The sequence below is a fragment of the Stutzerimonas stutzeri genome (assembly GCF_038561965.1).
Lineage (GTDB): Bacteria > Pseudomonadota > Gammaproteobacteria > Pseudomonadales > Pseudomonadaceae > Stutzerimonas > Stutzerimonas stutzeri_AA.
In genome coordinates, this window is record NZ_CP139348.1 from 2,927,815 (window position 1) to 2,951,339 (window position 23,525).

Below are 23,525 nucleotides of genomic sequence, written 5' to 3' on the forward strand. Positions count from 1 at the left end.
AAGGCAGAGGACGGGTAATGCTAGCGGAGCAGGATGGAAATTGCATCCGAGCTGCGCTCGAACTGCCGGCTAGCCGAGCAATCGGGCACCGAGCGCCTCAACTACCGCATCCAGTGCCGGGTTTTGCCCGACGATCCGCACCGCGAGCCCATCGATCTCGCGCCGCGCTGGATACTGCTTGCGCAGCAGATCGAACCCAGCCCGACGCTGCGCTTCGTCGCCGAGCAAACTGCGGCGGAAATCCGCATCGTCCCGGCGAGGGTCGTAGACCGCCCGACACAGCATGGCCAGCATTTCAGCCGGTTCCGCGGAAGATGCGAAGGTCAGCTCGGTCAAGGGCGCACCGGGCATCAACTGCGCGAGTTCGACGAGCGGCTCCAGCCCGCGCGCCATGCAGAGTGCGGTGTAGATCTGCGCCGTACCGCGGAGCTTGCCATCCAGGCTGTATCCGGCGATGTGCGGTGTGGCGATCCGGCACAAATCGGCAAGCGCCACATCCACCTGCGGCTCACCCTCCCAGACGTCCAGCACCGCTTCGATATCCGGGCGCTGCTGCAGCAGGTCGCACAGTGCAGCATTGTCCACCACTGCGCCGCGACTGGCGTTGATCAGCCAGGCTCCCGGGCGCAGCCTGGACAGCCGCTGTTGATCGAGAAGGTGAAAGGTCGGCCAGTCGCCGTCCATGCTCAGCGGGGTATGCAGACTGATCACATCGCATTCAGCAAGCACCTCGTCCAGCGAGACGAAACCACCCGCCTCGCGCGCCTGTCGAGGCGGATCGCATACGCGCACATCCCAGCCAAGCCCACGCAGCACCTCTACCAGCCGCCCGCCCACTTCCCCGGCGCCAACGACACCGAAGCGGCGTTGCGCCAGCGCCTCGCCACGCACCTCCGCCAGCGCGAGCAAACTGCCGAGCACATAGTCAACGACGCCCCGTGCATTGCATCCCGGCGCGCTGGCCCAGTCGATGCCGGCCTTTTCGAAGTAGTCGAGATCCAGGTGATCCGTTCCGATGGTACAGGTTCCGACGAACCGCACCGCACTGCCGTCCAGCAGATCGGGATCGACCCGTGTAACCGAGCGCACCAGCAGCACATCGATGTTTTCCAGTGCCGCCCGATTGATGCTACGACCGGGCATGCGTCGAATCTCGCCAAGCCCGGCAAAGAACTCATCGACCAGCGGAATGTTTTCATCGGCGAGGATATGCATGGTGCGGCTCCGGTGAGGGGAAGCACATTCTAGACGGCTTGCCACTGCTTTGCCGCCTTCCTGAGCGCTCTCGCGGGGCGTAGACTAGCGCGCTTCTTGTATACAACCGGAACGCCTCCTGATGCCCACTGAGCTCAGACTCAGACGGGTCCGCCTTGAATTGCGCACCCTCTTCGCCCTCGCCCTGCCCATGATGATTGCCCAGCTGGCCAGCACTGCCATGGGCTTCGTCGACACCGTTATGGCCGGTCGCGTCAGCCCCCATGATCTGGCTGCGGTCGCGCTGGGCAATTCGATATGGGTGCCGGTCTATTTGCTGCTAAGCGGCATCACGCTGGCGACAACGCCGAACGTCGCCCAGCGCTACGGCGCGGGCAACCATGGCGAAATCGGGCCACTTGTCCGTCAGGCTCTTTGGATGGGCGCAGGCATCGGCCTGGGCAGCGCGCTGCTGATGTGGAATGCGGAGCCGGTGTTGCATTTGATGCGCGTCGAGCCGGCTTTGATAGAGCCGACCATGGCCTACCTGCGCGCCGTCGCCTGCGGCTTTCCCGCTGTCGCGCTATATCAAGTACTGCGTTGCTTCAGCGACGGCCTGGGTCATCCGCGACCGAGCATGGTGATCGGCATCCTTGGCCTGCTGCTGAACATCCCGCTGAACTACATCTTCATCTACGGCAAGCTAGGCATACCGGCAATGGGGGGCGTCGGCTGTGGCGTGTCCACTGCACTGGTGATGCTGTTCATGCTGATAGCGATGACCATCTGGGTGAAACGTGCGTCGGCCTATCAACCCAGCCAGCTGTTTTCCCACTTCGAATGGCCGCGTTGGCCGATGCTCCGGCATCTGCTGTCGGTAGGCGTACCGATTGGTGTCGCGGTGTTCGCCGAAGCCAGTATCTTTTCCGTCATCGCGCTGCTGATTGGCGCACTCGGCGCAACGGTCGTCGCCGGACACCAGATTGCGCTGAATTTCACCTCACTGATCTTCATGATCCCACTGTCGCTGGGGATGGCCGTTACCGTGCGTATTGGCCAGGAACTGGGCCGTAATGCCCCAAGAGACGCCCGCTTCGTCGCTGGTGTAGGGATCGCCGCGGCACTGGTTTACGCCTGCTTTTCGGCCAGCGTCATGTTGCTGTTCAGCGAACAGATTGCGCGGATATACACACCGGACCCGGCTGTCATCGCTGTCGCCGCCAGCCTGTTCTTCTATGCTGCGGTCTTCCAGTTCTCGGATGTGGTCCAGGTCACCGCCGCCGGAGCATTGCGCGGCTATCAGGACACCCGCATGACGATGGTCTACACCCTCTTCGCCTACTGGGGCATCGGCCTGCCGGTGGGGTATCTACTCGGGCTTACGGACCACCTCGGTGCTGCCACAGGGCCAGCTGGCTTATGGCAAGGGTTGATCGCCGGGTTGAGCTGCGCGGCATTGCTGCTCAGCGTGCGCCTGGCTCGCAGCGCCCGCCGCGAGATCCATCGGCACACTGCGCTTCGCAGGGCGGCGGTCTAGCCGCCACAGCCAATCAGAGACTGCGTTCGATCCTGCCGTCGGAGCGCGCCAGGTACCCCGAACCACACTCCCAGAGCAGCGCGGCCCGGTCTTCCGGGCTTAGCGCGTCGAGCCCGCCGCGCAGTGCATAGGCAGTAAAGCCAAGCTGGGTCAGCAGAAACACGGCGTTGGCACTGCGCTTGCCGCTTTCGCAATAGCAGAGGTAGGGACGCTGCGGGCTCAACAAGCGGGTCTTCAACCGCAGCAGGTGCAACGGCATATGCAGCGCTTGCATCGCATGACCCTGCTCATAATCGTCGAGCAATCGTACGTCGAGCCACTGAGCACCACAGGCGAGCAGCTCGGCCACGTTGCCCAGATCGACGTCGCCCACCACCGGCGCCTTGAGCAACTCGAGGAAGTCGGCTCGGGAAAGCCGTAGCACGGAGCCATCCTCGATCATGGCTATGCTCGCATTACGCGAGCGTTCTTCGAGCAGCGCTTCTTCACCGAAACACGCGCCCGGTTCGAGCTCTGCGAGCAGTTGTTCTCCGCTGCCAGCCGCTTTCAGCACTTGCGCGCGACCGCTCTTGAGGAAGTAGCAGCAATCACCGGCCTCGCCCTCACGGATCAGGGATTGGCCGGCTGGCGCATCGATTTCGACAAGACGGCTCAGCATGCTGCGTATGTTTGCTGGTGGCACCTGAGCGAACAACGGATTTTCCAGCAGGCGTTCGAGCCATTCGCTGTCTTCTCCATCCATCGACAGCTGCAGCAATACGTCCTGAAGGGCCTGGCGCCAGGAAAGCAGCCGCTCCAACTCTGCACCATCCACGGTCAGCAGTTGGCAATCTTCCAGTGCGCGCAACTCGCCCAGCTGGCCAGTCGCAAGGCTGTGCAAGGCAGCCGGCGTGCCAGCGACGAAACGCGTCTGCTGCCCATTGATGTCGATCAGCAGAAGACTGCCCGTCATCAAATAGTGACGTACTGCAGGGTTACTTCCGAACTGGAGAACTTGGCCGGCCGTGAGCGCGAGCGGCGCAATCCGCAAGCGGAGTTCCCATAGCTGGCGCGGCGAAAGCCCATCGAGCGGGATCAGATTGCGCAGCTGATCGGGGTGCAGCGGTTTGTTCATCCGAGAAAATCCAAACGTCTATCCGTCAATCAGCTTTTGCAGCTGGCCTTGAGCAGCACGGCGCCCTTGCAGACCACCGGTGTGGACGAACACCAGCCGCGTGCCGGCAGGAACATACCCCCGCTCGACATAAAGGCGCAACGCCATCATGGTCTTTGCAGTGTATATCGGATCGAGCGGCACGCCAGCGGCGCGCTCGGTCGCCAGGATGAACTGGGCCAGCTCCTTGTCGAAACGTCCAAACCCGCCGCGGCTGGCGTCCAGCAGCTCATACCCGCCATCAGCGACGCCGGCTTGCGCAAGCAACCTCGCCACACCCGCGCTCACCGCATGCGAAGGCGGGCCGGCCAGCGCGCCGAACACACGATGTCGACCGGCCTCGCCGATGACCAGGCCAGCCAGCGTCGTTCCGGTACCGGTAGCCAGCCAAATGACGTCGTAGTCGCTCCAACCCACTGAGCCAAGCGACGCTTGCAAGCGCGGAACCAACGCAGCGCAACCGAGGGCGCCGAGCACACCACCGCCCCCTTCGGGTATCTGGTAGAAGCCTGGGTAGCGCGCTTGCCATGGTTCCCAAAACGTCGGCTGGTTACGCTCCCGGTAGCCACCGTAGCCAAGCCAGTGCAGCTGCATGCCCCAGGCGCGTAAATCGGACACCGTTGGCGTTTCCTGCTCGTGTCCGCGCAGCAAGCCGACAGTCGCCAGACCAAAGCGGCGACCCGCAGCCGCCACTGCATGCAGATGATTGGAATGAGCACCGCCGAGACTGATCAGGCCCGATGCATCAGCACGGCGGGCTGCCTGAAGATGCTCCACCAGCTTGAACCACTTGTTGCCGGATAACTCGGGATCTACCAGATCCAGACGTAGTACCGCGCCCTCGACCCCGCTGCGCTGCAACCAGTCCAACGACAGGGGCTGTAGGATCAACGGGGCATCGAAGGGAGGAGGCAGAGACAAACCGCTTAGCTGCCGGTGCGCTGTCGGTCTTCCTTGCGGTGCCGAGTGCAGCAGTTGGATTCGCCGATGACGAAGCGGCTAGGTGTATCAATCTTATCCAGCGGCATTGCGCAACGCTCACCACTGGAAAGCGTCGCAACGCAGGCCGGCTTCTGGTAATGCTCGAGCCACTGCCGATACTGCTCCTCGGAGACGAAGCATTTGGCAGCGACATAAGCCAAGGGATTGGTGCGATAGCGAGCAAGGTCCTGCAATGCGATGGTTAGATGCCCTGCTCCAGGATGGTAGGCCATGAACACCACGCCCTGACGAGACAGCTCCTCCAGCACCCGGTCGCCGCTACCACCCAACTTCTCGCACTCGGCCTTCAACCGCTGGATTTCCTCTTCCAGCTGCGCATCCAGCTCGTTGCGGTAGGCCAGTTCGACGTCGCGGATCGATACCTGCTCCCTGTACTCAGCCACGGCCGCAGTAATGCGAGCCTGAGCTTCAATTTCGAACTGTTCTCGGGCAGCGCCGATCTCGACCCTGCCGCTGACCTCCAGCGTGCGCAGCTGCTTGCTCATTTCCTCGCGCGCTTTCTGGAAGCTCTCGCCCTGCGCGGTCATCTGCGCATGCAGATTCGCGTTCAGCTCGGTCTGCTGCTGCAGTTGCTGTTGCAGCGCGCCGACCTCATCCTGCAGCGCCTTGCGCTCCTTCTCCGCGGCAGCCGCCAGTTTGAGCGCATCCTCTTCGCGCAGGCGCTCGAGGTTTGCGATGCGTTGACGCTGCTGCTTGATCAGCAGGGCAGCCTTCTGTCGCTGCTCCCGCTCATGGCTTTCGGATCGCTTTGCCGCGGCGTCCTTGCCGGCCTCGGCTGCGTACCAGGTGTCCTCGGCAACCATCTGCAGACGTTCTGCTGGTACTGCTTGAGGCGTCTCATCTTCGACCAGCAGGCCGAGCTGGTTGCGCTTGATGGTTTCGCGCAGCACCACCAGATCATTGCGTTCCGGGCTGACCTTTGGGTCCCACATGTGCATCTGATGCCAGGACACCGGGCACTGACTGCGGCAGGCCAGGCGAATCGGCCCAGCGCCCATGTCCGGACCGCGGCCAGTACGCTCGGCCAACTGGCGCAACGGAATGTTCCAGCCGGAATCGGCCGAGCCGTCATCATTGAAGTCGAGACAGAAAAATACCGCGGCACGCACCTGCAGCCGTGGATTGATCATCACGTATACGGCATGCATCTGACGATCCGCGAACTCGGGAAGTGCAACGACCCCGTCGAGCACCGCCTCGAATTCCGGATACAGCATTTCCTTGCAGATGGCGCCTTCATTGAAGAACAGTACGGCTTCGACCATCTGCGGCTTGTTCTGCATGCTCGACTTCCTCTATTGCCCGCAGCAGCGAGCCAGCATTATCCGGAGCGATACGGCCATCCGATGCCGTCGCCCCGTTAGTGCCGCAAGTTTAGGGGAAATGTTCAAGCAGGCAATGTGACTGGGTTGGCAGCGAATCCCGGCATTGGGCGCCGCGCGGTGCATCGCACTGCGGATTTTGCGATGGGCTTTGCTAAATCAGCCCGCGCGGTAGGCAGCCAGGCGGTGCTCCATCTCATCGCCCAGCGCCTGCAAACCACTCATCGGACGAATCATGACCTCGAATTCGACGATCTTGCCCGCCTCGTCGAACCGAATCATGTCGATGCCCTTGAGCTCGCGATCCCCTACGCGGGCGCTGAATTCCAGTACCACGTCCGAGCCTTCTGCGCTCGCCAGCTCACGGTGGTAATGAAAATTCTCGAACACCTGGAGCACGGTATTGAGGATCAGATTGACCGCCGCCGCGCCTTCATAGGGTTTGTAGGCCATCGGCGAGCGAAACACGGCCTGTGGATGCAATAGCTCCGGCAGCCGGCTGAGATCACGCTCAGCGATCATACGGTGCCAGGCTTCCAGACTGCTCGCAGCCCCCGGTTGCAGCGCAATTGCACTTTCCATAAGTGATCCTCTTTCAGACTTGCCGATGGGTTCCGAATCAGAGCGCCGCAGCCAAACGGCAGCCCTGATCGATGGCTCGCTTGGCGTCCAGCTCGGCAGCGACATCCGCGCCGCCGATCAGATGCACCCGCGCGCCTGCCGCTTCCAGTCCCGCCTGGAGCTCACGCAACGGCTCCTGGCCAGCACAGAGAATTACCGTATCCACCGGCAACACTTGCGGCTCGCCCTCGCCTACCCGGATGTGCAGACCGGCATCGTCGACTTGCACATATTCGACCGAATTAAGCATTTGCACGTGCTTGTTCTTCAGACCGGTACGGTGAATCCAGCCTGTGGTCTTGCCCAAGCCATTACCGACCTTGGACTTCTTGCGTTGCAGCAGATAAACCTGGCGCTTCGGCGCATGGGGGGCGGGCTGGATGCCGGCGATACCACCGCGTACCGCAAGCCCGAGGTCGATACCCCACTCTTTCCAGAAAGCCTCACGATCCAGACTGGTGGATTCGCCGTCATGCGTGATGTATTCCGACACATCGAAGCCGATGCCACCGGCGCCGATCACTGCCACGCGCTGACCAACCGGCTTGCGTTCCAGGATGGCATCCAGATAACCGATCACCTTCGGATGATCGATGCCAGGAATTGCCGGGGTCCGCGGGGCAATGCCGGTAGCGAGGATGATTTCGTCAAAGCCTCCAGCCAACAGCGTTTCCACCGTCGCACGGGTATTCAGTTGCACCTCGACGCCGGTTTCCTGCAGGCGGTTCTGGAAGTAGCGCAGCGTTTCGTAGAACTCTTCCTTGCCTGGGACGCGCTTGGCGACATTGAACTGGCCGCCGATTTCACTGGCCGAATCGATCAACGTCACCTGATGGCCGCGCTCGGCCGCAATCGTGGCGGCAGCCAGACCCGCCGGGCCGGCACCGACGACGGCGATCTTCTTCACCGTGGTGGTGGGAATGTAGTTGAGCTCGGTTTCGTGGCAGGCGCGCGGATTGACCAGGCAGGTCGTCAGCTTGCCGCTGAAGGTGTGGTCCAGACAGGCCTGGTTGCAACCGATGCAGGTATTGATCCGCTCGCTATGGCCGGCAGCCGCCTTATTGACGAACTCAGGGTCAGCCAGGAACGGGCGAGCCATCGATACCATGTCGGCGTCGCCCTCTGCCAATACCTGCTCGGCGACCTCCGGTGTGTTGATACGGTTGGTGGTAATCAGCGGAATGCTCACATTACCGCGCAGCTTGGCGGTGACCTTGGTGAACGCGGCGCGCGGCACCTTGGTGGCGATCGTGGGAATGCGCGCCTCGTGCCAGCCGATGCCCGTATTGATCAGCGTGGCACCGGCCTGCTCGATGGCCTTCGCCAGCTGCACCACCTCCTCCCAGACGCTCCCGCCTTCGATGAGGTCGAGCATCGACAGGCGGTAAATGATGATGAAATCGCTTCCTACCGCTTCACGTACACGGCGCACGATCTCGACCGGCAGACGCATGCGATTCTCGTAGCTGCCACCCCAACGATCGGTACGGTGGTTGGTATGTGCCACGAGGAACTGGTTAATGAAATAACCTTCCGACCCCATGATCTCGACGCCGTCGTAGCCCGCTTGCTGGGCAAGGCTCGCGCAGTTGACGAAGTCGCGGATCTGCTTCTCGATGCCCTCCTCGTCCAGTTCACGCGGCGTGAACGGGTTGATCGGTGCCTGGATGGCGCTTGGCGCCACCAGCTGAGGGCTATAGGCGTAGCGCCCTGCGTGCAGGATCTGCATGCAGATCTTGCCGCCTGCCTCGTGAACCGCCTGGGTGACGACCTTGTGTTCTTCGGCTTCCTCGGGCGTGGAGAGCTTGGCCGCTCCCGCACGCACCGAGCCTTCCTCGTTGGGCCCAACACCACCGGTTACGATCAGGCCAACGCCGCCACGGGCGCGCTCGGCGAAGAATGCCGCCATCCGCTCGAAGCCGTTGGGCATCTCCTCCAGCCCGGTGTGCATAGAGCCCATCAAAGTGCGATTGCGCAGAGTGGTGAAGCCAAGATCGAGCGGAGCCAGCAGTTTCGGGAAAGCGGTCATCAGTGCATCCTCATCATCAGGAGTGCCGAGCCTCTTGGGGCTGCGGTCGGTATGCAGCGACGATAAACAGCGCAGCTGCTGCGCTCAATGATCGAAAGTGACAACTTTTTGATCCTGCTGCGCAAAGTGCTTGGCAATACGGCATGCTTTACCTAGGCTATCGAAGTTCATCACAGCCTTCTTATCATGCGTACCTCAATCAATATCGTGTTGTTGCTCGTCCTTGCAGCGACTTCCTTTGCTGTCTACCTCGACTGGACCGGAGACCGTCGCAGTGGCCCCCTGCTGTCCGATCTGCGCACCCTGCCTATAGAGAGCCACGGGCGGGCCGGCACCGAGGGCAACCTGCTGGGCATCGAGACGCGCCTGCAACCCGCGGACTTCCAGAGCCGCGAAAGACTCCAGCTGAAGTTTCGGACTTATCTCCAGCAAGCCGCTGACGCCGGCATGCTCAGCGAGCGAACCGTCGTGGTGCTCCCCGAACACGTCGGTACCGGCCTGTTCGCGCTGGGTGAAAAGCCGGAAGTCCAGCAGGCCCGTACCCTGCGCGACGCCATGCAGTGGATGGCACTCAGCAATCCGGGCAGCTACCTGCGTGCGTTGACGGGCAACCAGGTCGATGATCGACGCACTGGGGCCGTGCTGCGGCTGAAAGCGCGGCAGATGGCCGAGGAATACCAGACAATCTTCGGTGGCCTGGCCAATGAGTTCGGCGTCACGCTGGTGGCCGGTTCGATCGTGCTGCCGGAGCCCTACCTGGAGAACGACCAGCTCAAGATCGGCGACGGTCCGCTGCGCCAGGTCAGCCTGACCTTCGATGGCCGTGGCAAGCCGTTGGGCGCACTTCAATACAAACATGCGCTGAGCCGCTATGAACGACGCTACAGCGTCGCACCCATCCCCGAACCACGGCGCCTGATCGAAACGCCGGCTGGGTCGCTCGCGGTGCTGTTGGGTTGTGATGCCTACCTCGAGCGGCCGTCTGCCGAAGCGAAGTTGCTCGCGATACCCGGCGCCCTCGCGGCCCCCTCGTCCAGCTGCGGCAACACGCTACCAGACGCCGTCAGCGGCCGGACGCTGATGCCCGTGCAAACTCTCGCGCTGCCATGGAACCTGCTTGGCTCGCCACGCCGCCCTGCCCCGCCAGGCCATGGTATTCCGGTGCAAATACGCAACCACTGGCTCGGCAGTAATCCATGAATACGCAGCGCGTGCGGCTGGGTGATCTGTCAGTCGGTTTCCTGCACAGCCTCAGCGACGCGCTGCAGCTGTATGGCCATGACCCGAAGCCGCTTCTACAGGCCTATGGACTGGATGCCGAACGCCTGGCCGAGCCGCACGCACGACTGTCGATTCCACGTTACATGCGTCTGGGACATGCGGCCATTCAGCTGGCCGACGATCCCGCTCTGGGGCTGGAGATGGGCCGCCTGCGCAAGCCCGGCCACCTGGGTCTCGCCGGCCTGACCGCCGCTCAGGCGCCCACCGTGCGTGAAGCCGCCCGCGCGCTGATTCGCTACGAGGCGCTGTATGCGTCCAACTATCGCGGCAGTTCGAGTTTTCACGAAGACGCAGCAGGCGCCTGGTTACGTTTCTATTCCATCAGCCCATACAACGCCTATAACCGCTTCGTGGTGGACACCGTCCTGGCGAGCTGGGTCTCGCAGCTCGGCCGACTGAGCGGCACGCCGGTAGTACCAGCGGCGATTCAAATCGAATTCGCAGCGCCAGATTACGCACCACGCTACGACGCGCTTTTCGGCCGGCCGGTGTGCTTCGATGCGGAAGCGAATCAGCTGCAACTGGACCAGCGCACCCTGGCCTTGCGCAACCCGGACCACTGCCCGGGAACCTGGCGCCACCTGCTGGAGCTGTGCGAAGCCGAACTGGAACGCCGTACCCGCACACGCAGCCTGCGCGAACGCGTTGCACAAATACTCGGGCCAATGCTCAAGGGCCAGGAGCCAGACCTGCAGCAGATTGCCGCGCGACTGCAGATGCCGGCCTGGACGTTGCGCCGCAAGCTGGCCGAGGAAGGCAGCAGCTATCGCGCGATCCTCAATGACACTAGGCGCGACCTGGCGATGGCCTATATTCGCGATACAGAATCCGCGTTCGGCGAAATCGCCTGGCTGCTCGGCTTCTCGTCAGCAGAGGCGTTTCAGCGCGCCTTCAAACGCTGGAGTGGTCAGACGCCGGGGGATTACCGGCGCACCCAGCGGCGCGGAGCCTGACCAACCGCTCCCCGATTAGCCGTCTAGAGTTCGACCGCATCCTCGGCACTGTCCGGGTGGTCCTGCTCAGCGGCGTGCCACTCAAGTAGTTCGTCCTGGTAATCGTCCATAGCAAATTCCTCGTCGTCAGTTTGTTCAAGGCGCTATGTCTGTCGCCCATCAAGGTTCGTGCCAGGAAGGCTACAAGCCGCAAATGAAGGAATCGTGACGTGATTCATGTGCGCTGGCAGCGACATAATGGCGCCGCTCCAGAACAGCGCGCCCCATGGCGGGGCGCGCCTCAAGGTGACGCCAGCCCGGCTGCATTCATGGCCAGACGTATCAGCCAGGCCACGATGCCAAGCGCCAGCACACTGCCGCTCCAGATCAACACCAGCCAGCTCATTCGCTGCCAAAGGGGTTTCGGCTCGCCGCTGGAGGCCGGTTTTTTCTCCTGCTGCGCCATCAGTGATACCCATCCTCGGCGCTGACCTTGCCGCGGAACACGTAGTAGCTCCATGCCGTGTACATCAGGATCAACGGCAGGATGAGCAATGCCCCGACCAGAGTGAAGCCCTGGCTCTGCGGCGGTGCCGCCGCCTCCCAGATGGTCACCGACGGCGGGATGATGTTCGGCCACAGGCTGATGCCCAGCCCGCTATAACCGAGGAAGATCAGCGCCAGGGTGAGTAGAAAGGGCATGTAGTTGGCGTAGCGCTGGATGGAGCGCAGCAGCCCGAAGGTACACAGCAGCACCAGCACCGGGACCGGCATGAAATACAGCAGATTGGGCATGCTGAACCAGCGCTCGGCGATGTCCGGATGGGTCAGCGGCGTCCACAGGCTGACGATACCGGTCACGACCAGCACCGCCCAGACCAGCGGCACGCCGATGTCGTGCATGCGTCGCTGCAGGTCGCCCGCCGTGCGCATCATCAGCCAGGTGCAGCCCAAGAGCGCATAGGCAACGATCAGCGCCAGGCCGCAGAACAGCGAAAACGGCGTCAGCCAGTCCAGCGCACCGCCGGCATACGCCCTGTTCTCCACCGGCAACCCGCTGATAAAGGCGCCGAGCACGACGCCCTGGAAGAACGTCGCTGCCAGCGAACCACCGATGAAAGCCTTGTCCCATACATGCTGACGCTGCTTGCTGGCCTTGAAGCGAAACTCGAAGGCTACACCGCGGAAGATCAACCCCATCAGCATGAAGATGATCGGCAGATAGAGCGCAGACAGCACCACCGAGTACGCCAGCGGGAACGCTGCGAACAGCCCCGCCCCGCCGAGCACCAGCCAGGTTTCATTGCCGTCCCAGACCGGCGCGACGGTATTCATCATCACGTCGCGATTGGAGCTGTCCGGAACGAACGGGAAGAGAATGCCGACGCCGAGATCGAAGCCGTCCATCACCACGTACATCATGATGCCGAAGATGATGATCACCGCCCAGATCAGTGAAAGATCAATACCCATGGCTCAGTTCCTCTCGCCCAGTTGGTCGCCGTGGTCATGTGGAAGCGCCTCGTCCGCCGCCGATATCGGCCGCATCGGAGTGCGCGCCTCGCCAGGACCGCCAGCCCCCTTTTCGCGGCCTTCGCTGGCTACCGGGCCCTTCTTCACCAGCCGCAGGACGTACACCATGCCTACTCCGAACACAGCGAAGTAGACGAGCACGAACATGGCCAGCGTCAGCCCCAGCTGCCCGGCGCCATGATTGGATACGGCATCGGCGGTGCGCATCAGGCCGTAGATTACCCATGGCTGCCGGCCGATTTCGGTGGTGTACCAACCGGCCAGAATGGCAATCAGCCCGGACGGCCCCATCAACAGAACCAGCCGCAGGAACGGCCGCGAGCTGTACAGGCGGTCCCCGCGCCGCAGCAGCAGGCTCCAGATGCCTGTGACAATCATCAGCAGGCCGAGCGCGACCATGATGCGGAATGTCCAGAACACGATCGTCGAATTCGGTCGATCCTCAGGGGGGAAGTCCTTCAGTGCGGGAATCGGTTCGGTCAGGCTGTGCTTGAGAATCAGGCTCGCCAGGTAGGGAATCTCGATCTTGTAGCGTGTTTCTTCGGCCTCCATATCCGGCCAGCCAAACAACAGCAGCGGGGTCGGACCACCTTCGGAATTATCCCAATGTCCCTCCATCGCCGCGATTTTCGCTGGCTGGTATTCGAGGGTGTTCAGCCCGTGAAAGTCGCCGATCACGGCCTGTACCGGCGCTACCAGCAGCGCCATCCACATCGCCATCGAAAGCATCTTGCGGATCGCCGGGGTGTCCTTGCCGCGCAGCAGATGCCAGGCTGCCGAGGACCCTACGAAGAACGCCGTGGCGAGGAAGGCCGCGACGGCCATGTGCGTCAGGCGATAAGGAAACGAGGGATTGAAGATGATCGCGAACCAGTCCACCGGCACCACGATACCGTCGATGATCTCGTGACCCTGCGGAGTGTGCATCCAGCTGTTGGATGCAAGAATCCAGAAGGTCGAAATCAGCGTGCCAACCGCTACCATCAACGTCGAGAAGAAGTGCAATCGCTCACCGACGCGGTTCCAGCCGAACAGCATTACGCCGAGGAAGCCCGCCTCCAGGAAGAACGCGGTCAGTACCTCATAGGCAAGCAGCGGCCCTGTGACGCTGCCGGCGAATTCGGAATAGGCGCTCCAGTTGGTACCGAACTGGTACGCCATGACGATTCCCGATACCACGCCCATACCGAAATTGACCGCGAATATCTTCAGCCAGAAGTGGTACAGGTCACGATAGACCTCCTTCCGGGTCTTCAACCACAGTGCTTCGAGTACCGCTAGAAAACTGGCCAAACCGATGGTGATGGCCGGGAAAATGATGTGAAAGCTAATCGTGAAAGCGAACTGGATTCGCGCAAGCTCTAGTGCTTCCAATCCGAACATGGGCAACTCCTCGTCGTATGACCGCCCGCCTCGTCTATGACGGCGGATACAGGCTCCAGCACAAATGACAGCAGAACGCGCCAAGGGTGCAGGGCGATCGCCGCGCCAAGTCGTCGCGCCTGGATCGACGGTCGAACTGACAGCGCGCCCCAGGTCTATGCTGGGCATAGCCGCGTCAGCCCAGGAGTACTGCAGGTGCAGATCCGTTCCTTCATTCCGCCGTACATACTTGACCGCATCATCGGCCACGGCTCGCCCTATCAGCGTGGGTGTGCCCGACAAACGCTCGATCACGTTCACAGCCTACTGCCGAACCCCGGCCCGCCTCGCCCAACGGCAATCGCCGAGCTTGGCGAACTGCGCACGCCGGGCCATCCACAGCGGCGCATCCATGATGCCGAACAGCGTATGCAACTGCCCGGTACGCCACGGCGCCGCGAAGGCCAGCCGGTCAGCGGCGATGCGGCCGTCGACGAGGCATATGACGCGCTTGGCGCGACCTATGCGTTTTTCTGGCAGGTACTGCAACGCGACTCGATCGATGATCTGGGCATGCCGTTGATCGGCACCGTGCACTACGGCCAGGGCTACGAGAATGCCTTCTGGAACGGTGAGCAGATGGTATTCGGTGATGGCGACGGCGAGCTGTTTCAGCGCTTCACCCGCTCGCTGGATGTGGTCGCACATGAACTGGCACACGGCGTAATCGAAAGCGAGGCCGGGCTGGTCTACTTCAATCAGCCCGGCGCGCTGAACGAATCCATCTCGGATGTGTTCGGTGTCCTGACCAAACAGCACGCACTCGGACAGACAGCCGCCGAGGCGGACTGGCTGGTCGGCGCCGAATTGCTCACGGAGAAAGTCCAGGGCGTGGCGCTGCGCTCCATGGCAAATCCCGGTACCGCTTATGACGATCCACTGCTCGGCCGTGATCCGCAGCCGGCGCACATGCGCGACTTCATCGAAACTCGCGAGGACAACGGCGGCGTGCACCTCAACTCGGGCATTCCCAACCGCGCGTTCTATCTCGTCGCCACTGCCCTGGGCGGCTATGCCTGGGAACAGGCCGGGCGAATCTGGTGCGCCACTGTCTGTGATCCGCAACTGCCGAACGATGCCGACTTCGTGACGTTTGCCAGTGCCACGCTGGCCCATGCCGCGAAGTTGTTCGGCCACCTGTCACCACAGGTCCAGGCGCTATACGAGGCGTGGTCGTCGGTGGGCATTACGCCACGCTAAGGAGGCAGCATGAAAATGCCAGCAATCGGTCAGGATGCGTCCCTGCGCGTATCGCGTCAGGGCGGCGTCGTCGCGGCGCCTGGCCTGAAGCGAACGCGGCAGATCGAATTCGCCGATTGCGACGCGGCCCAGCGCCAAGGGCTCTGCTCGGTGCTTGAGCAGTGCCTGCCGGTTGCCAGCAAGAATGTCGGCCAGGGTGACCGGCGTTTTTTCACGGTCGAAGTGCACTATCGCCGCGAGAATAGCGATGCCGAGTTGATCCTGCAGATCGCCGAGGAGCGTGCCCCGCAGGAATTACTGCAGCTCTGGCAGGACGGCGCCATTCCTGGCAGCTCGACCTAAACGTTAAAACTGAACAACCCCACCTGCAGCGAGCAAAGCAGTGAGCTGCGCCGCCGGTAGCGGCCGCGACAGCAGGTAACCCTGGAATTCGTCGCAGCCGTTGCGGCAAAGAAAGTCGAACTGCGCGGCATTCTCAACACCTTCGGCGACCACCGTCTTGTGCAAGCTCTTGCCCAGGGAAATGGCGGCGCAAGCAATCATCGCCACCTCCTCCTCCTGTTCGAGCCCGGTAACCAGCGAACGGTCGATCTTGATGATGTCCAGCGGGAAGCGCCGCAGATAACTGAGCGCCGAGTAGCCCGTGCCGAAATCATCCATGGCCAGTCGAAAACCCCGTGCCTTGAATTCGGCGAGAATCGAGACTGCGCGCGTACCGTCACCGAGGAACACGGTCTCGGTGATCTCCAGCTCGACGTGATTCGCAGGCAGGCCTTCGTCTTCCAGCACTGCACAAACGCGATCCACCACATCATCACCAAGAAACAGCAGCGGTGAAAGATTCACCGCCATCATTAGCGGAACAGCCCGCCCCAGGTTCCACTGGCGGGCGTCGCTGAAAGCCCGGCGTAGCACGGCCAGCGTCAGCGGCATGATCAGGCCACTCTCCTCCGCCACCGGAATGAATCGATCCGGCCCGATCACACCCAGCTCCGTGTGGGTCCAGCGAGCCAGTGCCTCGACTCCGACGATCCGCCGCGAGGCATCGACCTTTGGCTGGTAGTGCACCGAAAACTCATCGCGTTCCAGCGCAACGCGCATCGCCGCTTCGAGGTTCAGGCGCTCGTCAGCGATCCGGTTGAGGTCATGGGTAAAGAACTGGAAATTGTTGCGCCCGCGTTTTTTTGCGGCGTACATGGCGATGTCGGCATGCTTGAGCAATGTTTGCGCGTCCTCGCCGTCACCCGGGAACATTGCTACGCCGAGGCTCGCACCGACCTGAAACTCGCGACCAGCCAGCGTGACCGGCCGCCGGATCTCGTTCAGCACCCGTTCCAACAGCGAAATGACGGTACTGATGCGGTAGTGATCACTGAGCACCAGCACGAACTCGTCACCACCGACCCGTGAGACGGTGTCGGAGCCGCGCAGGCTGCCGGCTAGCCGGGCTGCGATGCTCTTGAGCAGCTCGTCGCCAGCAACATGACCGAGGCCGTCGTTGATGAACTTGAAATTGTCCAGATCAATGAACACCAGGGTCAGGTAGTAACCCAGACGTGCCGCACGCGCGAGCCCCTGGTCGATACGGTCATTGAGCAGGATGCGATTGGGCAGGCCGGTCAGCAGATCATGGTTGGCCTGGCGCTCGAGCTGCTGCTGATAATGCTTGCGCTCGGAAATATCCTGCACGGTGCCTTCATAGCAGATGAATTCGCCATTGGCGCCACGCACCACGTGCGCGTTTTCGGATATCCAGATACGTGTGCCGTCCCGGCGATACACCTCGGACTCGAAGTTGAGCACCTCGCCCTGCTGCTCCATCAGCTGACAGAACACCTCACGACGTCCGCTCTCGATATACAGGCGATGCTCTATATCAGCCAGATCGGCCACCAGTTCGGCGGCGCTGTGGTAGCCGTATATACGCGCAAGGGCAGGATTGGCCGCCAGGTATCGACCCTCACGGGTCGACTGGAAAATACCCTCGGAGGCATTCTCGAAAATGCTGCGATAGCGCAGTTCGGCCTCTTCCAATGCATCGAGCACCGCTCGTTGCGCGGTGATGTCCTCGATGAAGCCTTCCACAACGACCTCGCCCTGCTCGTCCGGCACCGCGACGCCGCGCTCGATAACCCATTTGAGGATTCCCGAGGCAGTACGAATTCGGTAATGCACAGAAAAGCGCCCTGCGGCCGCAACAGCCTGCTCGATGCAACGTCGCACACGCAGCCGGTCATCTGGGTGAGTGATCCGCTCCCAGGAAACGTTCGTTTCGTCGACCAACTCTGCAGCGCTGTAGCCGCAAAGCCCCAGCGCTCCCTGACTGACAAAGATCATCGTCCATGACGCATCGTTGCGGCAGCGGTAAGCCATGCCTTCGAGGTTATTGACCAGCGTGTCGAGTACGCGAGGTCGGTCCAGTACTTCGCAGGAGAGCAGACTGCTCGGAACGTTGGCAGAAGAATCAAGAGTCATTGGGTCATTGGGTCATTGGGTCATTGGGTCATTGGGTCATTGGGTCATTGGGTCATTGGGTCATTGGGTCATGCTTGCTGTGTAGTCCCCACTCGTCTATCGGAACGGAGCTCAGCCCCGAACACAGAATGAAAGAGCAGAAAGGAGGCAGAAAGCCATTGCCGAGCAAGAAGCGCTCCACCCGCATCACCAGCGTATTCGTGCGTTGCGAACGGCCTCGATTTCTATAACGCCCCACAAAGGCGCATCCACCAGTAAGCGACTCAAATCATGCGTCAATTTGGTGCCAGGACGATTTCGACTGCACCGAGACTGACGGGTCACTGCTTCCCACGTGTCGCTACTGGCGCATCGGCCGCTCGCCTTGCCGACGCACCGCGGTCAAGCGCAGCGCGCAAAAATAGTGCGCTTACCCAGGCGGCTATCGCCGCGATCAGTACGACTACTCCAGCAGCGCTCCAGCCAAACGCCTCGGTCACGCCCCCGACCACGACCGGGCCGAGAAGCTGGCCAAGGCTGCTTCCCTGCATGATCAGGCCGACTGCGATGGGCACAAGCGTCGCTTCACGTGCCGCCATAGGCGCAGAGGCCAGCAAGGTCGCTGGGATCAACCCGCCCACCGTGGAAAACAGCAGACACAGCAGGAAGGTAATTGACGCATCGAACAGGCCGAGGAAAATGCCTAGCCCCGAGAGCCCCATGACACCGCTGGCGAAAAGCAGCAGGGAGCTACGCCCGGCACCGCGGGCCATCAGATACCCCGCGCCAAGATTACCGCCAGCATTGGCGACGCTTGCCAGCGCACTTAACTGGCCTGCGCCGCGGTAGGTGATGTCCATACGCTCCATCAGTAGAACCGGTAGAAAGCTGAACAATGCGAAGAACATCAGGCTGTACAACGCGAAAACAATTGCCAGCAAAGCGGTGGCTCTAGAGCGGATCACCCACCAAATACCATCGAGTACTTGCCGCGGCAAACCGAGCGAGTCGTCTTGAGGGATGCAGACCACAACAAGCGCTGCGGCGAGCGCGGCCAGTGCAGAACTCGTCCACCAGAGCCATTGCCATCCTGAAAAAAATGGCCCGGCGAGCATGACGAGCGCCATCCCGCACGGCATGAAACAGCTCCAGAGCGAGAATGCCTTGTCCCGCTCCACACCGGTCATCAGCCGCTCGAGTATCGCCGGACCAGCGACGATGATCAGCAGGAATCCCAGCCCTTCCAGCAATCTGGACGCCAACAGGATGGCGAACGAAGGCGCAACGCTGCCCGCGGCTCCGGCGAGCGCCGTGATGCCCAGCCCGAGCAGCATGGTTCGTCGGCCGCCGACTGCCACCACCACCGCACCGGCGGGTGCACCACCCAGCAGACCGAGCAGCGCAAATATGCCGGTCAGCCAGCCAGCTTGGCCGAGACTCACATCTAAGCCCGTCTGCAGCAACGGTGTGGCGATGGCAGCCTTGCCCAGATGTAACGCCGCAACGATGCCGCAACCCAGAATGACCCAGACGACCAGCTGCCGCGGCGCAACGGGCACGGCGCTCACAGAGGTGTCCCGACCGAATGCGCCACCAAGGCAGCGGCCACGCGCGCGACATGTGCGCCCTGGAAGCGTGCGCCCTGCAGCTCGTTCTCGCTCGGCTGGCGGTCACCGCCGCTGCCATCATCGGCGAGTGTCGAAGCGCCATAGGGCGTCCCCCCGGTAATGGCATCCATCCGCAGCTGGCCCTTGAAGCTGTAAGGCAGCCCGACCACGACCATGCCCAGGTGAAGCAGCACCGTATGCGTCGCCAGAATCGTGCTTTCCTGGCCGCCGTGCTGGCTGCCGGTCGATGTAAAGACGCTGCCCACCTTGCCGACCAGTTTGTCCTCGGCCCATAGCCCGCCACATCGGTCGAGGAAATTCTTCATCTGCGCGGCCATGTTGCCGAAACGGGTCGGCGTGCCGATCACGATGGCGTCGTGATTCGGCAGTTCCGCCACAGTTGCCGTCTCCGCAGGCTGGACCACCTTGTACCCCGCGTTTTGCGCGACTTCTTGCGGAACGAGCTCGGGTACCCGCTTGACGGCTGCCCGCGCGCCGGCCTCGCGAGCGCCCTCGGCGATGGCATGGGCAAGCGCCTCGACGTGCCCATAGGACGAGTAATAGAGCACCAGTACGTTCGTCATTGCTGCAGTCCTCCGATGGCGTTGACTGAAGCAAGGCTAATGACTACAAACGCTCTCGCAGAGTGATTAAATTTCGATCAACTCGATCTATGGAGCAGATCATGCTCGACGGAATGACACTGGATCAGATTCGTACGTTTGTGACCGTGGCCGAAAGCGGCAGCTTTCGATCCGGTGCCGCCCGACTTCTGCGCGTGCAGTCCGCTATTAGCCATGCAATCGCGAATCTGGAATCGGAACTTGGCCTGCAGCTGTTCGATCGCAGCGGCTATCGTCCTGTGCTCACACCAGAGGGCCAGGCCTTGCTGGCCCATGCGCGTGACATCCTGCTGCGCGCTGATGCCATGCGCGCCCGTGCTCGCGCGCTGGGTGCCGGTGTCGAGCTGGAACTGGCCCTAGTGGTGGACACCCTGTTTCCCATCGAATCGGTGGCGCAGGCAATCACCCGGATCAGCCTCGAGTTTCCCTCCACCAGCTTTCGTCTGGGCTCACAACCTCTGGGTGGACCTATCGCAGCGCTGGATGAAAAGCGCTGCACGCTCGCAATCATCGTCGGCGAGGATTTTCGAAACCCTCGGGTGGCGCTGGAAGCCATCGGCTCGATCCGGCAGATCGCTGTCGTAAGCAGTGATCATCCGCTGGCCGAACTCGGCAGCCGCGCACCGCTCGGCTTGCCGGATCTCGCCGGCTATCAGCAGGTGGTGTTGATCGATCCTACTTCACTCTCAGAAGGTCGCTCATTCGGCGTCCTGTTCCCCTTCACCTGCCGAGTGAACACCCAGGAAGCAAAGGTGGCGCTCATCCGCGCCGGGCTCGGCTGGGGACGGCTACCGGTATGGCAGATTCAGGACGATCTGGATTCAGGGCGGCTAACGCGCGTTGCCATTCCTGATCTCGGCAGGAACAGTGAGGTGCAATCCGAGGCATATCTGGCTCACCGCCTGGATGAGCCGCTTGGGCCTGTCGCGCAAGCCTTTCGCCGGGCACTGCTCAAGCAAACCACGTCCTAGACTCACAAACAGGTTCGCGGCCGCTGATGTACGGGCCCATTCAAGGCCCGAAGTCGATGCCGCCAAGCCATCACCGCAGGGGGAGTACGACTCGCCTCGACCGCGAAAATGCTACGACGCAGGTCAACTCGCCAGGGCTGCTTTGATCGTCGCAATGTCGATTTTCTTCATCTGCATCATTGCATCGAAGGCACGCTTGGCGGCGGCCCGATCAGGATCGGCCAACGCCTGCGTCAGGGCGCGCGGGGTAATCTGCCAGGACACACCCCACTTGTCCTTGCACCAACCACAGGCGCTTTCCTCACCGCCGTTGTCGACGATTGCATGCCACAAGCGGTCCGTTTCGGCCTGGTCATCGGTAGCCACCTGAAACGAGAAGGACTCGCTCTGCTTGAACGCTGACCCGCCGTTCAACCCAAGGCAAGGAATACCCAAGACGGTGAATGCGACAGTCAAGACGTCGCCCTGCTTGCCCGCCGGATAGTCGCCAGGCGCATGAAGGACAGCGCCCACAGCGCTGTCCGGGAAGGTTTCGGCGTAGAACGTCGCTGCATCGAGCGCGGCACTGTCGTACCACAGACAAATGGTGCTCTTGCTGATCATGCTGGTCTCCTGAAGGCATCCGCGAGTGCACTGCACAGGCCGCATAACGAAGCCGACGCAGCGTGCCGTTCCGTGGCAGCCGTGATTCTCCTCCCGCAAGCGTAGACTCACTGCGCAGACGAAACCTGCAGGCGATCTGAGCGCCATTGCTGCTTAGCACTTCGAACAGTCTGCCGCAGATGCTGCCCGCCACAGCTCTGCCAACGGTCAGACTTTTCCAGCCGGCTTCATGTTGGCGCGACAGGCATCACGGCTCGCCCGCCAACCGGATCCCGACGAAGATGCCCGCTCTACGAGAAGAATGAGCGTGGTTGCACCCTATGGCGCCTGTTTTGGCAATAACGGCACGCCATATACCAGCTAGTCTTTGACGGCGCGCCGCAGCAGATCGAAAAGCGTTGCGCTCGCCTACATCACCAACCAGGAGGGTTCATGGTTCATATCAGCGTGTCTCAGAAGCGTGCCGCCTTTCGTGCACTGCACCACTCGGGCTGCTTCGTACTGCCCAATCCCTGGGATGCCGGCAGCGCGGCCGTTCTGGCTGGACTTGGCTTCAAGGCCTTGGCGACAACCAGCTCTGGCTACGCCTGGTCGTGCGGCCGTGCCGATGGGCAGATGTCGCGTGACAGGGTCCTGGACCATATGCGCGACATGGTCCAGGCCACCGACCTGCCCGTAAACGCAGATTTCGAGAGTGGCTACGCCGATACGCCCGAAGGCGTGGCCGAAAACGTACGAATCGCGATCGAGACCGGCGTAGCGGGTATTTCCATCGAGGATTCCACAGGCGACCCGCGCCAGCCGCTGCGCACAATCGCTGATGCAACCGAGCGGATGTACGCGGCGCGTGGGGCGATTGACGCTACTGGAGGCGAAACATTGCTGATCGGGCGTGCGGAAAATTTCTTTGTCGGACGTACTGATCTGGACGACACCATACTGCGGCTTAAAGCCTACTCTGACGCCGGTGCCGACTGCCTGTATGCACCAGGCCTAAAAACCCGCGAGCAGATCAGTGCCGTCGTCGCGGCAATCGCGCCGAAGCCGATCAATGTGCTGATCGGCTGGGATAGCGACCTGACCGTTCAGGACCTCACTGACCTCGGCGTCAGACGCATCAGCGTCGGCGGCGCCTTGGCACGAGCGGCCTGGGGCGGCTTCCTGCACGCGGCACGCTCTATCGCCGAGCACGGACGGTTCGATGGTTTTGCTGGCGCGGCATCTGGAGCGGAGCTAGACGCGCTATTTGGCAAGCTGGATAGACCGTAGAAGGCAACCACGTAGCGAAGCCCGTCTCGTCGAGTCACTCGGTATACGGCGCTTTTCGCACCCGCATCTGCCCTGCGGGCTCAGCCCCGAACACGCTCTGCAGCAGCTCATGAAAGCTGATACCTCCGGGCCGTTGACCGGACCGACAGCAGTAGCCGCAGCGCCAGGCTTAGAAATCTCCAGGCTTGGCGGTCCACTCGAACGGCCATCGAGGCTCGTGAAACTGCAATGCTGATCAGCCGCATCGCTATTCGACAGGCACAAAAAAAGCTGCCCTTGGGCAGCTTCTCTTGTCTCATCACTTCCAAAAGAAGTGAGCGGAGGTATATGGCGCAGCGGACGGGACTCGAACCCGCGACCCCCGGCGTGACAGGCCGGTATTCTAACCGACTGAACTACCGCTGCGCGTCGGCCGGACTTTCGTCCGAAATCTCACAAAGGTTGGTGGCTGATGACGGGATCGAACCGCCGACCCCCTGCGTGTGATGCAGGTGCTCTCCCAGCTGAGCTAATCAGCCGATCGCCTTGCGAGGCGCGCAATTTACTCACCCCCCTAAGCTAAGTCAACAACAGCATTGAATTTTTTTTACGGAACTGTGGTCAACTGATGCTGCCGCATCGCTTTGTAACCTTGGCGGTGCAACATCGGTCGGCCAAGGCTGGCTGCAAATTCGCTGCGGCATGCTCGAAAGTGTTCTAAAAGTGCTGTATCGCCTGACAGAGGCAGCCCGAGTACAGGGAACCGAACAACAAAAGCGCCATGGAGTATTTC

Annotated in this window: 20 protein-coding genes and 2 tRNA genes; 7 read left to right on the plus strand and 15 right to left on the minus strand. The window is 61.9% G+C overall.

The window, feature by feature from the left end; translation table 11 throughout:
* Positions 1–69: 69 nt before the first annotated feature.
* Positions 70–1,215 (minus strand): 4-phosphoerythronate dehydrogenase PdxB, encoded by a 1,146-nt coding sequence (pdxB, locus tag SM130_RS13160; protein ID WP_102825599.1) that lies wholly within the window; start codon positions 1,213–1,215, stop codon positions 70–72.
* A 121-nt stretch (positions 1,216–1,336) separates the two neighbouring features.
* Between pdxB and SM130_RS13165 the strand changes: the two genes are divergently transcribed.
* Complete coding sequence (locus SM130_RS13165) at positions 1,337–2,731, plus strand: MATE family efflux transporter (RefSeq protein WP_102825598.1); 1,395 nt, start codon at positions 1,337–1,339, stop codon at positions 2,729–2,731.
* 13 nt (positions 2,732–2,744) lie between these two features.
* Here the strand turns inward: SM130_RS13165 and SM130_RS13170 are convergent, their stop codons facing one another.
* The 5 genes from SM130_RS13170 to SM130_RS13190 all read right to left on the minus strand — a co-directional run bounded on the left by SM130_RS13170 (position 2,745) and on the right by SM130_RS13190 (position 8,858).
* Positions 2,745–3,845 (minus strand): cyclic nucleotide-binding domain-containing protein, encoded by a 1,101-nt coding sequence (locus tag SM130_RS13170; protein WP_102825597.1) that lies wholly within the window; start codon positions 3,843–3,845, stop codon positions 2,745–2,747.
* Between the two features lie 18 nt (positions 3,846–3,863).
* Positions 3,864–4,805, minus strand: coding sequence for a 1-aminocyclopropane-1-carboxylate deaminase/D-cysteine desulfhydrase (locus tag SM130_RS13175; RefSeq protein WP_102825596.1), 942 nt, complete (start codon positions 4,803–4,805; stop codon positions 3,864–3,866).
* Between the two features lie 5 nt (positions 4,806–4,810).
* On the minus strand, positions 4,811–6,169 hold the full coding sequence (locus tag SM130_RS13180; RefSeq protein WP_102825595.1) for a chromosome partitioning protein ParA: 1,359 nt from the start codon (positions 6,167–6,169) through the stop codon (positions 4,811–4,813).
* Positions 6,170–6,367: 198 nt separating this feature from the next.
* Positions 6,368–6,790, minus strand: a complete 423-nt coding sequence (locus SM130_RS13185) for a nuclear transport factor 2 family protein (protein WP_102825594.1) — start codon at positions 6,788–6,790, stop codon at positions 6,368–6,370.
* A 37-nt stretch (positions 6,791–6,827) separates the two neighbouring features.
* Positions 6,828–8,858, minus strand: a complete 2,031-nt coding sequence (locus SM130_RS13190; protein WP_102825593.1) for an NADPH-dependent 2,4-dienoyl-CoA reductase — start codon at positions 8,856–8,858, stop codon at positions 6,828–6,830.
* 186 nt (positions 8,859–9,044) lie between these two features.
* Here SM130_RS13190 and SM130_RS13195 point away from each other — a divergent pair, with 186 nt between their 5' ends.
* Both SM130_RS13195 and SM130_RS13200 read left to right on the plus strand, forming a co-directional pair.
* A complete protein-coding gene (locus SM130_RS13195) occupies positions 9,045–10,058 on the plus strand; it encodes a carbon-nitrogen hydrolase (RefSeq protein WP_102825592.1) in 1,014 nt (337 codons plus the stop codon).
* Entirely contained in the window at positions 10,055–11,092 is a 1,038-nt protein-coding gene (locus SM130_RS13200; RefSeq protein ID WP_102825591.1) for an AraC family transcriptional regulator, read from the plus strand. The genes SM130_RS13195 and SM130_RS13200 overlap by 4 nt, the downstream gene beginning before the upstream one ends.
* 280 nt (positions 11,093–11,372) lie before the next feature.
* Here SM130_RS13200 and SM130_RS13205 read toward each other — a convergent pair whose 3' ends face one another.
* From SM130_RS13205 to SM130_RS13215, 3 genes are read right to left on the minus strand one after another with little or no spacing between them, the layout of a single operon-like run.
* The gene (locus tag SM130_RS13205) at positions 11,373–11,537 is read right to left on the minus strand and encodes a DUF2474 domain-containing protein (RefSeq protein WP_102825590.1); all 165 of its coding nucleotides are present in this window, start codon (positions 11,535–11,537) and stop codon (positions 11,373–11,375) included.
* Positions 11,537–12,544, minus strand: a complete 1,008-nt coding sequence (gene cydB / locus SM130_RS13210) for a cytochrome d ubiquinol oxidase subunit II (protein WP_102825589.1) — start codon at positions 12,542–12,544, stop codon at positions 11,537–11,539. Before cydB ends, SM130_RS13205 begins: the two co-directional genes overlap by 1 nt.
* Before the next feature lie 3 nt (positions 12,545–12,547).
* Entirely contained in the window at positions 12,548–13,987 is a 1,440-nt protein-coding gene (locus tag SM130_RS13215; protein WP_102825588.1) for a cytochrome ubiquinol oxidase subunit I, read from the minus strand.
* A 195-nt stretch (positions 13,988–14,182) separates the two neighbouring features.
* Between SM130_RS13215 and SM130_RS13220 the strand changes: the two genes are divergently transcribed.
* Positions 14,183–15,226, plus strand: a complete 1,044-nt coding sequence (locus tag SM130_RS13220) for a M4 family metallopeptidase (RefSeq protein WP_102825587.1) — start codon at positions 14,183–14,185, stop codon at positions 15,224–15,226.
* Between the two features lie 9 nt (positions 15,227–15,235).
* Positions 15,236–15,568 carry a protealysin inhibitor emfourin gene (locus SM130_RS13225; protein ID WP_102825586.1) on the plus strand — a complete coding sequence of 111 codons (333 nt, stop codon included), beginning with the start codon at positions 15,236–15,238 and terminating at the stop codon, positions 15,566–15,568.
* A 3-nt stretch (positions 15,569–15,571) separates the two neighbouring features.
* Here the strand turns inward: SM130_RS13225 and SM130_RS13230 are convergent, their stop codons facing one another.
* From SM130_RS13230 to wrbA, 3 genes are all read right to left on the minus strand, one after another.
* Entirely contained in the window at positions 15,572–17,701 is a 2,130-nt protein-coding gene (locus tag SM130_RS13230) for a putative bifunctional diguanylate cyclase/phosphodiesterase (protein ID WP_102825585.1), read from the minus strand.
* Between the two features lie 320 nt (positions 17,702–18,021).
* A complete protein-coding gene (locus SM130_RS13235) occupies positions 18,022–19,248 on the minus strand; it encodes a CynX/NimT family MFS transporter (RefSeq protein ID WP_102825584.1) in 1,227 nt (408 codons plus the stop codon).
* Positions 19,245–19,871: an NAD(P)H:quinone oxidoreductase gene (gene wrbA, locus SM130_RS13240; RefSeq protein WP_102825583.1), complete on the minus strand. Its 627-nt coding sequence runs from the start codon at positions 19,869–19,871 to the stop codon at positions 19,245–19,247. Before wrbA ends, SM130_RS13235 begins: the two co-directional genes overlap by 4 nt.
* Positions 19,872–19,972: 101 nt before the next feature.
* On the opposite strand from wrbA, the gene SM130_RS13245 reads away from it, so the two are divergent.
* A complete protein-coding gene (locus tag SM130_RS13245; protein ID WP_102825582.1) occupies positions 19,973–20,881 on the plus strand; it encodes a LysR family transcriptional regulator in 909 nt (302 codons plus the stop codon).
* 123 nt (positions 20,882–21,004) lie between these two features.
* On the opposite strand, the gene SM130_RS13250 is transcribed toward SM130_RS13245, so the two are convergent.
* On the minus strand, positions 21,005–21,484 hold the full coding sequence (locus SM130_RS13250; RefSeq protein ID WP_102825581.1) for a VOC family protein: 480 nt from the start codon (positions 21,482–21,484) through the stop codon (positions 21,005–21,007).
* A 432-nt stretch (positions 21,485–21,916) separates the two neighbouring features.
* Between SM130_RS13250 and SM130_RS13255 the strand changes: the two genes are divergently transcribed.
* The gene (locus SM130_RS13255; protein ID WP_102825580.1) at positions 21,917–22,753 is read left to right on the plus strand and encodes an isocitrate lyase/PEP mutase family protein; all 837 of its coding nucleotides are present in this window, start codon (positions 21,917–21,919) and stop codon (positions 22,751–22,753) included.
* A 328-nt stretch (positions 22,754–23,081) separates the two neighbouring features.
* Here the strand turns inward: SM130_RS13255 and SM130_RS13260 are convergent.
* Positions 23,082–23,158, minus strand: a tRNA-Asp gene (locus SM130_RS13260).
* A gap of 37 nt (positions 23,159–23,195) precedes the next feature.
* A tRNA-Val gene (locus SM130_RS13265) sits at positions 23,196–23,271 on the minus strand.
* Positions 23,272–23,525: the final 254 nt, after the last annotated feature.

What these genes read in the sequence shown, in the direction of transcription:
- SM130_RS13195 (WP_102825592.1), top strand. Translation starts at nt 9,045, where the DNA reads ATGCGTACCTCAATCAATATCGTGTTGTTGCTCGTCCTTGCAGCGACT.
- SM130_RS13190 (WP_102825593.1), bottom strand. Translation starts at nt 8,858, where the DNA reads ATGACCGCTTTCCCGAAACTGCTGGCTCCGCTCGATCTTGGCTTCACC.
- wrbA (WP_102825583.1), bottom strand. Translation starts at nt 19,871, where the DNA reads ATGACGAACGTACTGGTGCTCTATTACTCGTCCTATGGGCACGTCGAG.
- SM130_RS13230 (WP_102825585.1), bottom strand. Translation starts at nt 17,701, where the DNA reads ATGACTCTTGATTCTTCTGCCAACGTTCCGAGCAGTCTGCTCTCCTGC.
- SM130_RS13245 (WP_102825582.1), top strand. Translation starts at nt 19,973, where the DNA reads ATGCTCGACGGAATGACACTGGATCAGATTCGTACGTTTGTGACCGTG.
- SM130_RS13180 (WP_102825595.1), bottom strand. Translation starts at nt 6,169, where the DNA reads ATGCAGAACAAGCCGCAGATGGTCGAAGCCGTACTGTTCTTCAATGAA.
- SM130_RS13170 (WP_102825597.1), bottom strand. Translation starts at nt 3,845, where the DNA reads ATGAACAAACCGCTGCACCCCGATCAGCTGCGCAATCTGATCCCGCTC.
- SM130_RS13205 (WP_102825590.1), bottom strand. Translation starts at nt 11,537, where the DNA reads ATGGCGCAGCAGGAGAAAAAACCGGCCTCCAGCGGCGAGCCGAAACCC.
- SM130_RS13250 (WP_102825581.1), bottom strand. Translation starts at nt 21,484, where the DNA reads ATGATCAGCAAGAGCACCATTTGTCTGTGGTACGACAGTGCCGCGCTC.
- SM130_RS13185 (WP_102825594.1), bottom strand. Translation starts at nt 6,790, where the DNA reads ATGGAAAGTGCAATTGCGCTGCAACCGGGGGCTGCGAGCAGTCTGGAA.
- pdxB (WP_102825599.1), bottom strand. Translation starts at nt 1,215, where the DNA reads ATGCATATCCTCGCCGATGAAAACATTCCGCTGGTCGATGAGTTCTTT.
- SM130_RS13165 (WP_102825598.1), top strand. Translation starts at nt 1,337, where the DNA reads ATGCCCACTGAGCTCAGACTCAGACGGGTCCGCCTTGAATTGCGCACC.
- cydB (WP_102825589.1), bottom strand. Translation starts at nt 12,544, where the DNA reads ATGGGTATTGATCTTTCACTGATCTGGGCGGTGATCATCATCTTCGGC.
- SM130_RS13200 (WP_102825591.1), top strand. Translation starts at nt 10,055, where the DNA reads ATGAATACGCAGCGCGTGCGGCTGGGTGATCTGTCAGTCGGTTTCCTG.
- SM130_RS13215 (WP_102825588.1), bottom strand. Translation starts at nt 13,987, where the DNA reads ATGTTCGGATTGGAAGCACTAGAGCTTGCGCGAATCCAGTTCGCTTTC.
- SM130_RS13225 (WP_102825586.1), top strand. Translation starts at nt 15,236, where the DNA reads ATGAAAATGCCAGCAATCGGTCAGGATGCGTCCCTGCGCGTATCGCGT.
- SM130_RS13255 (WP_102825580.1), top strand. Translation starts at nt 21,917, where the DNA reads ATGGTTCATATCAGCGTGTCTCAGAAGCGTGCCGCCTTTCGTGCACTG.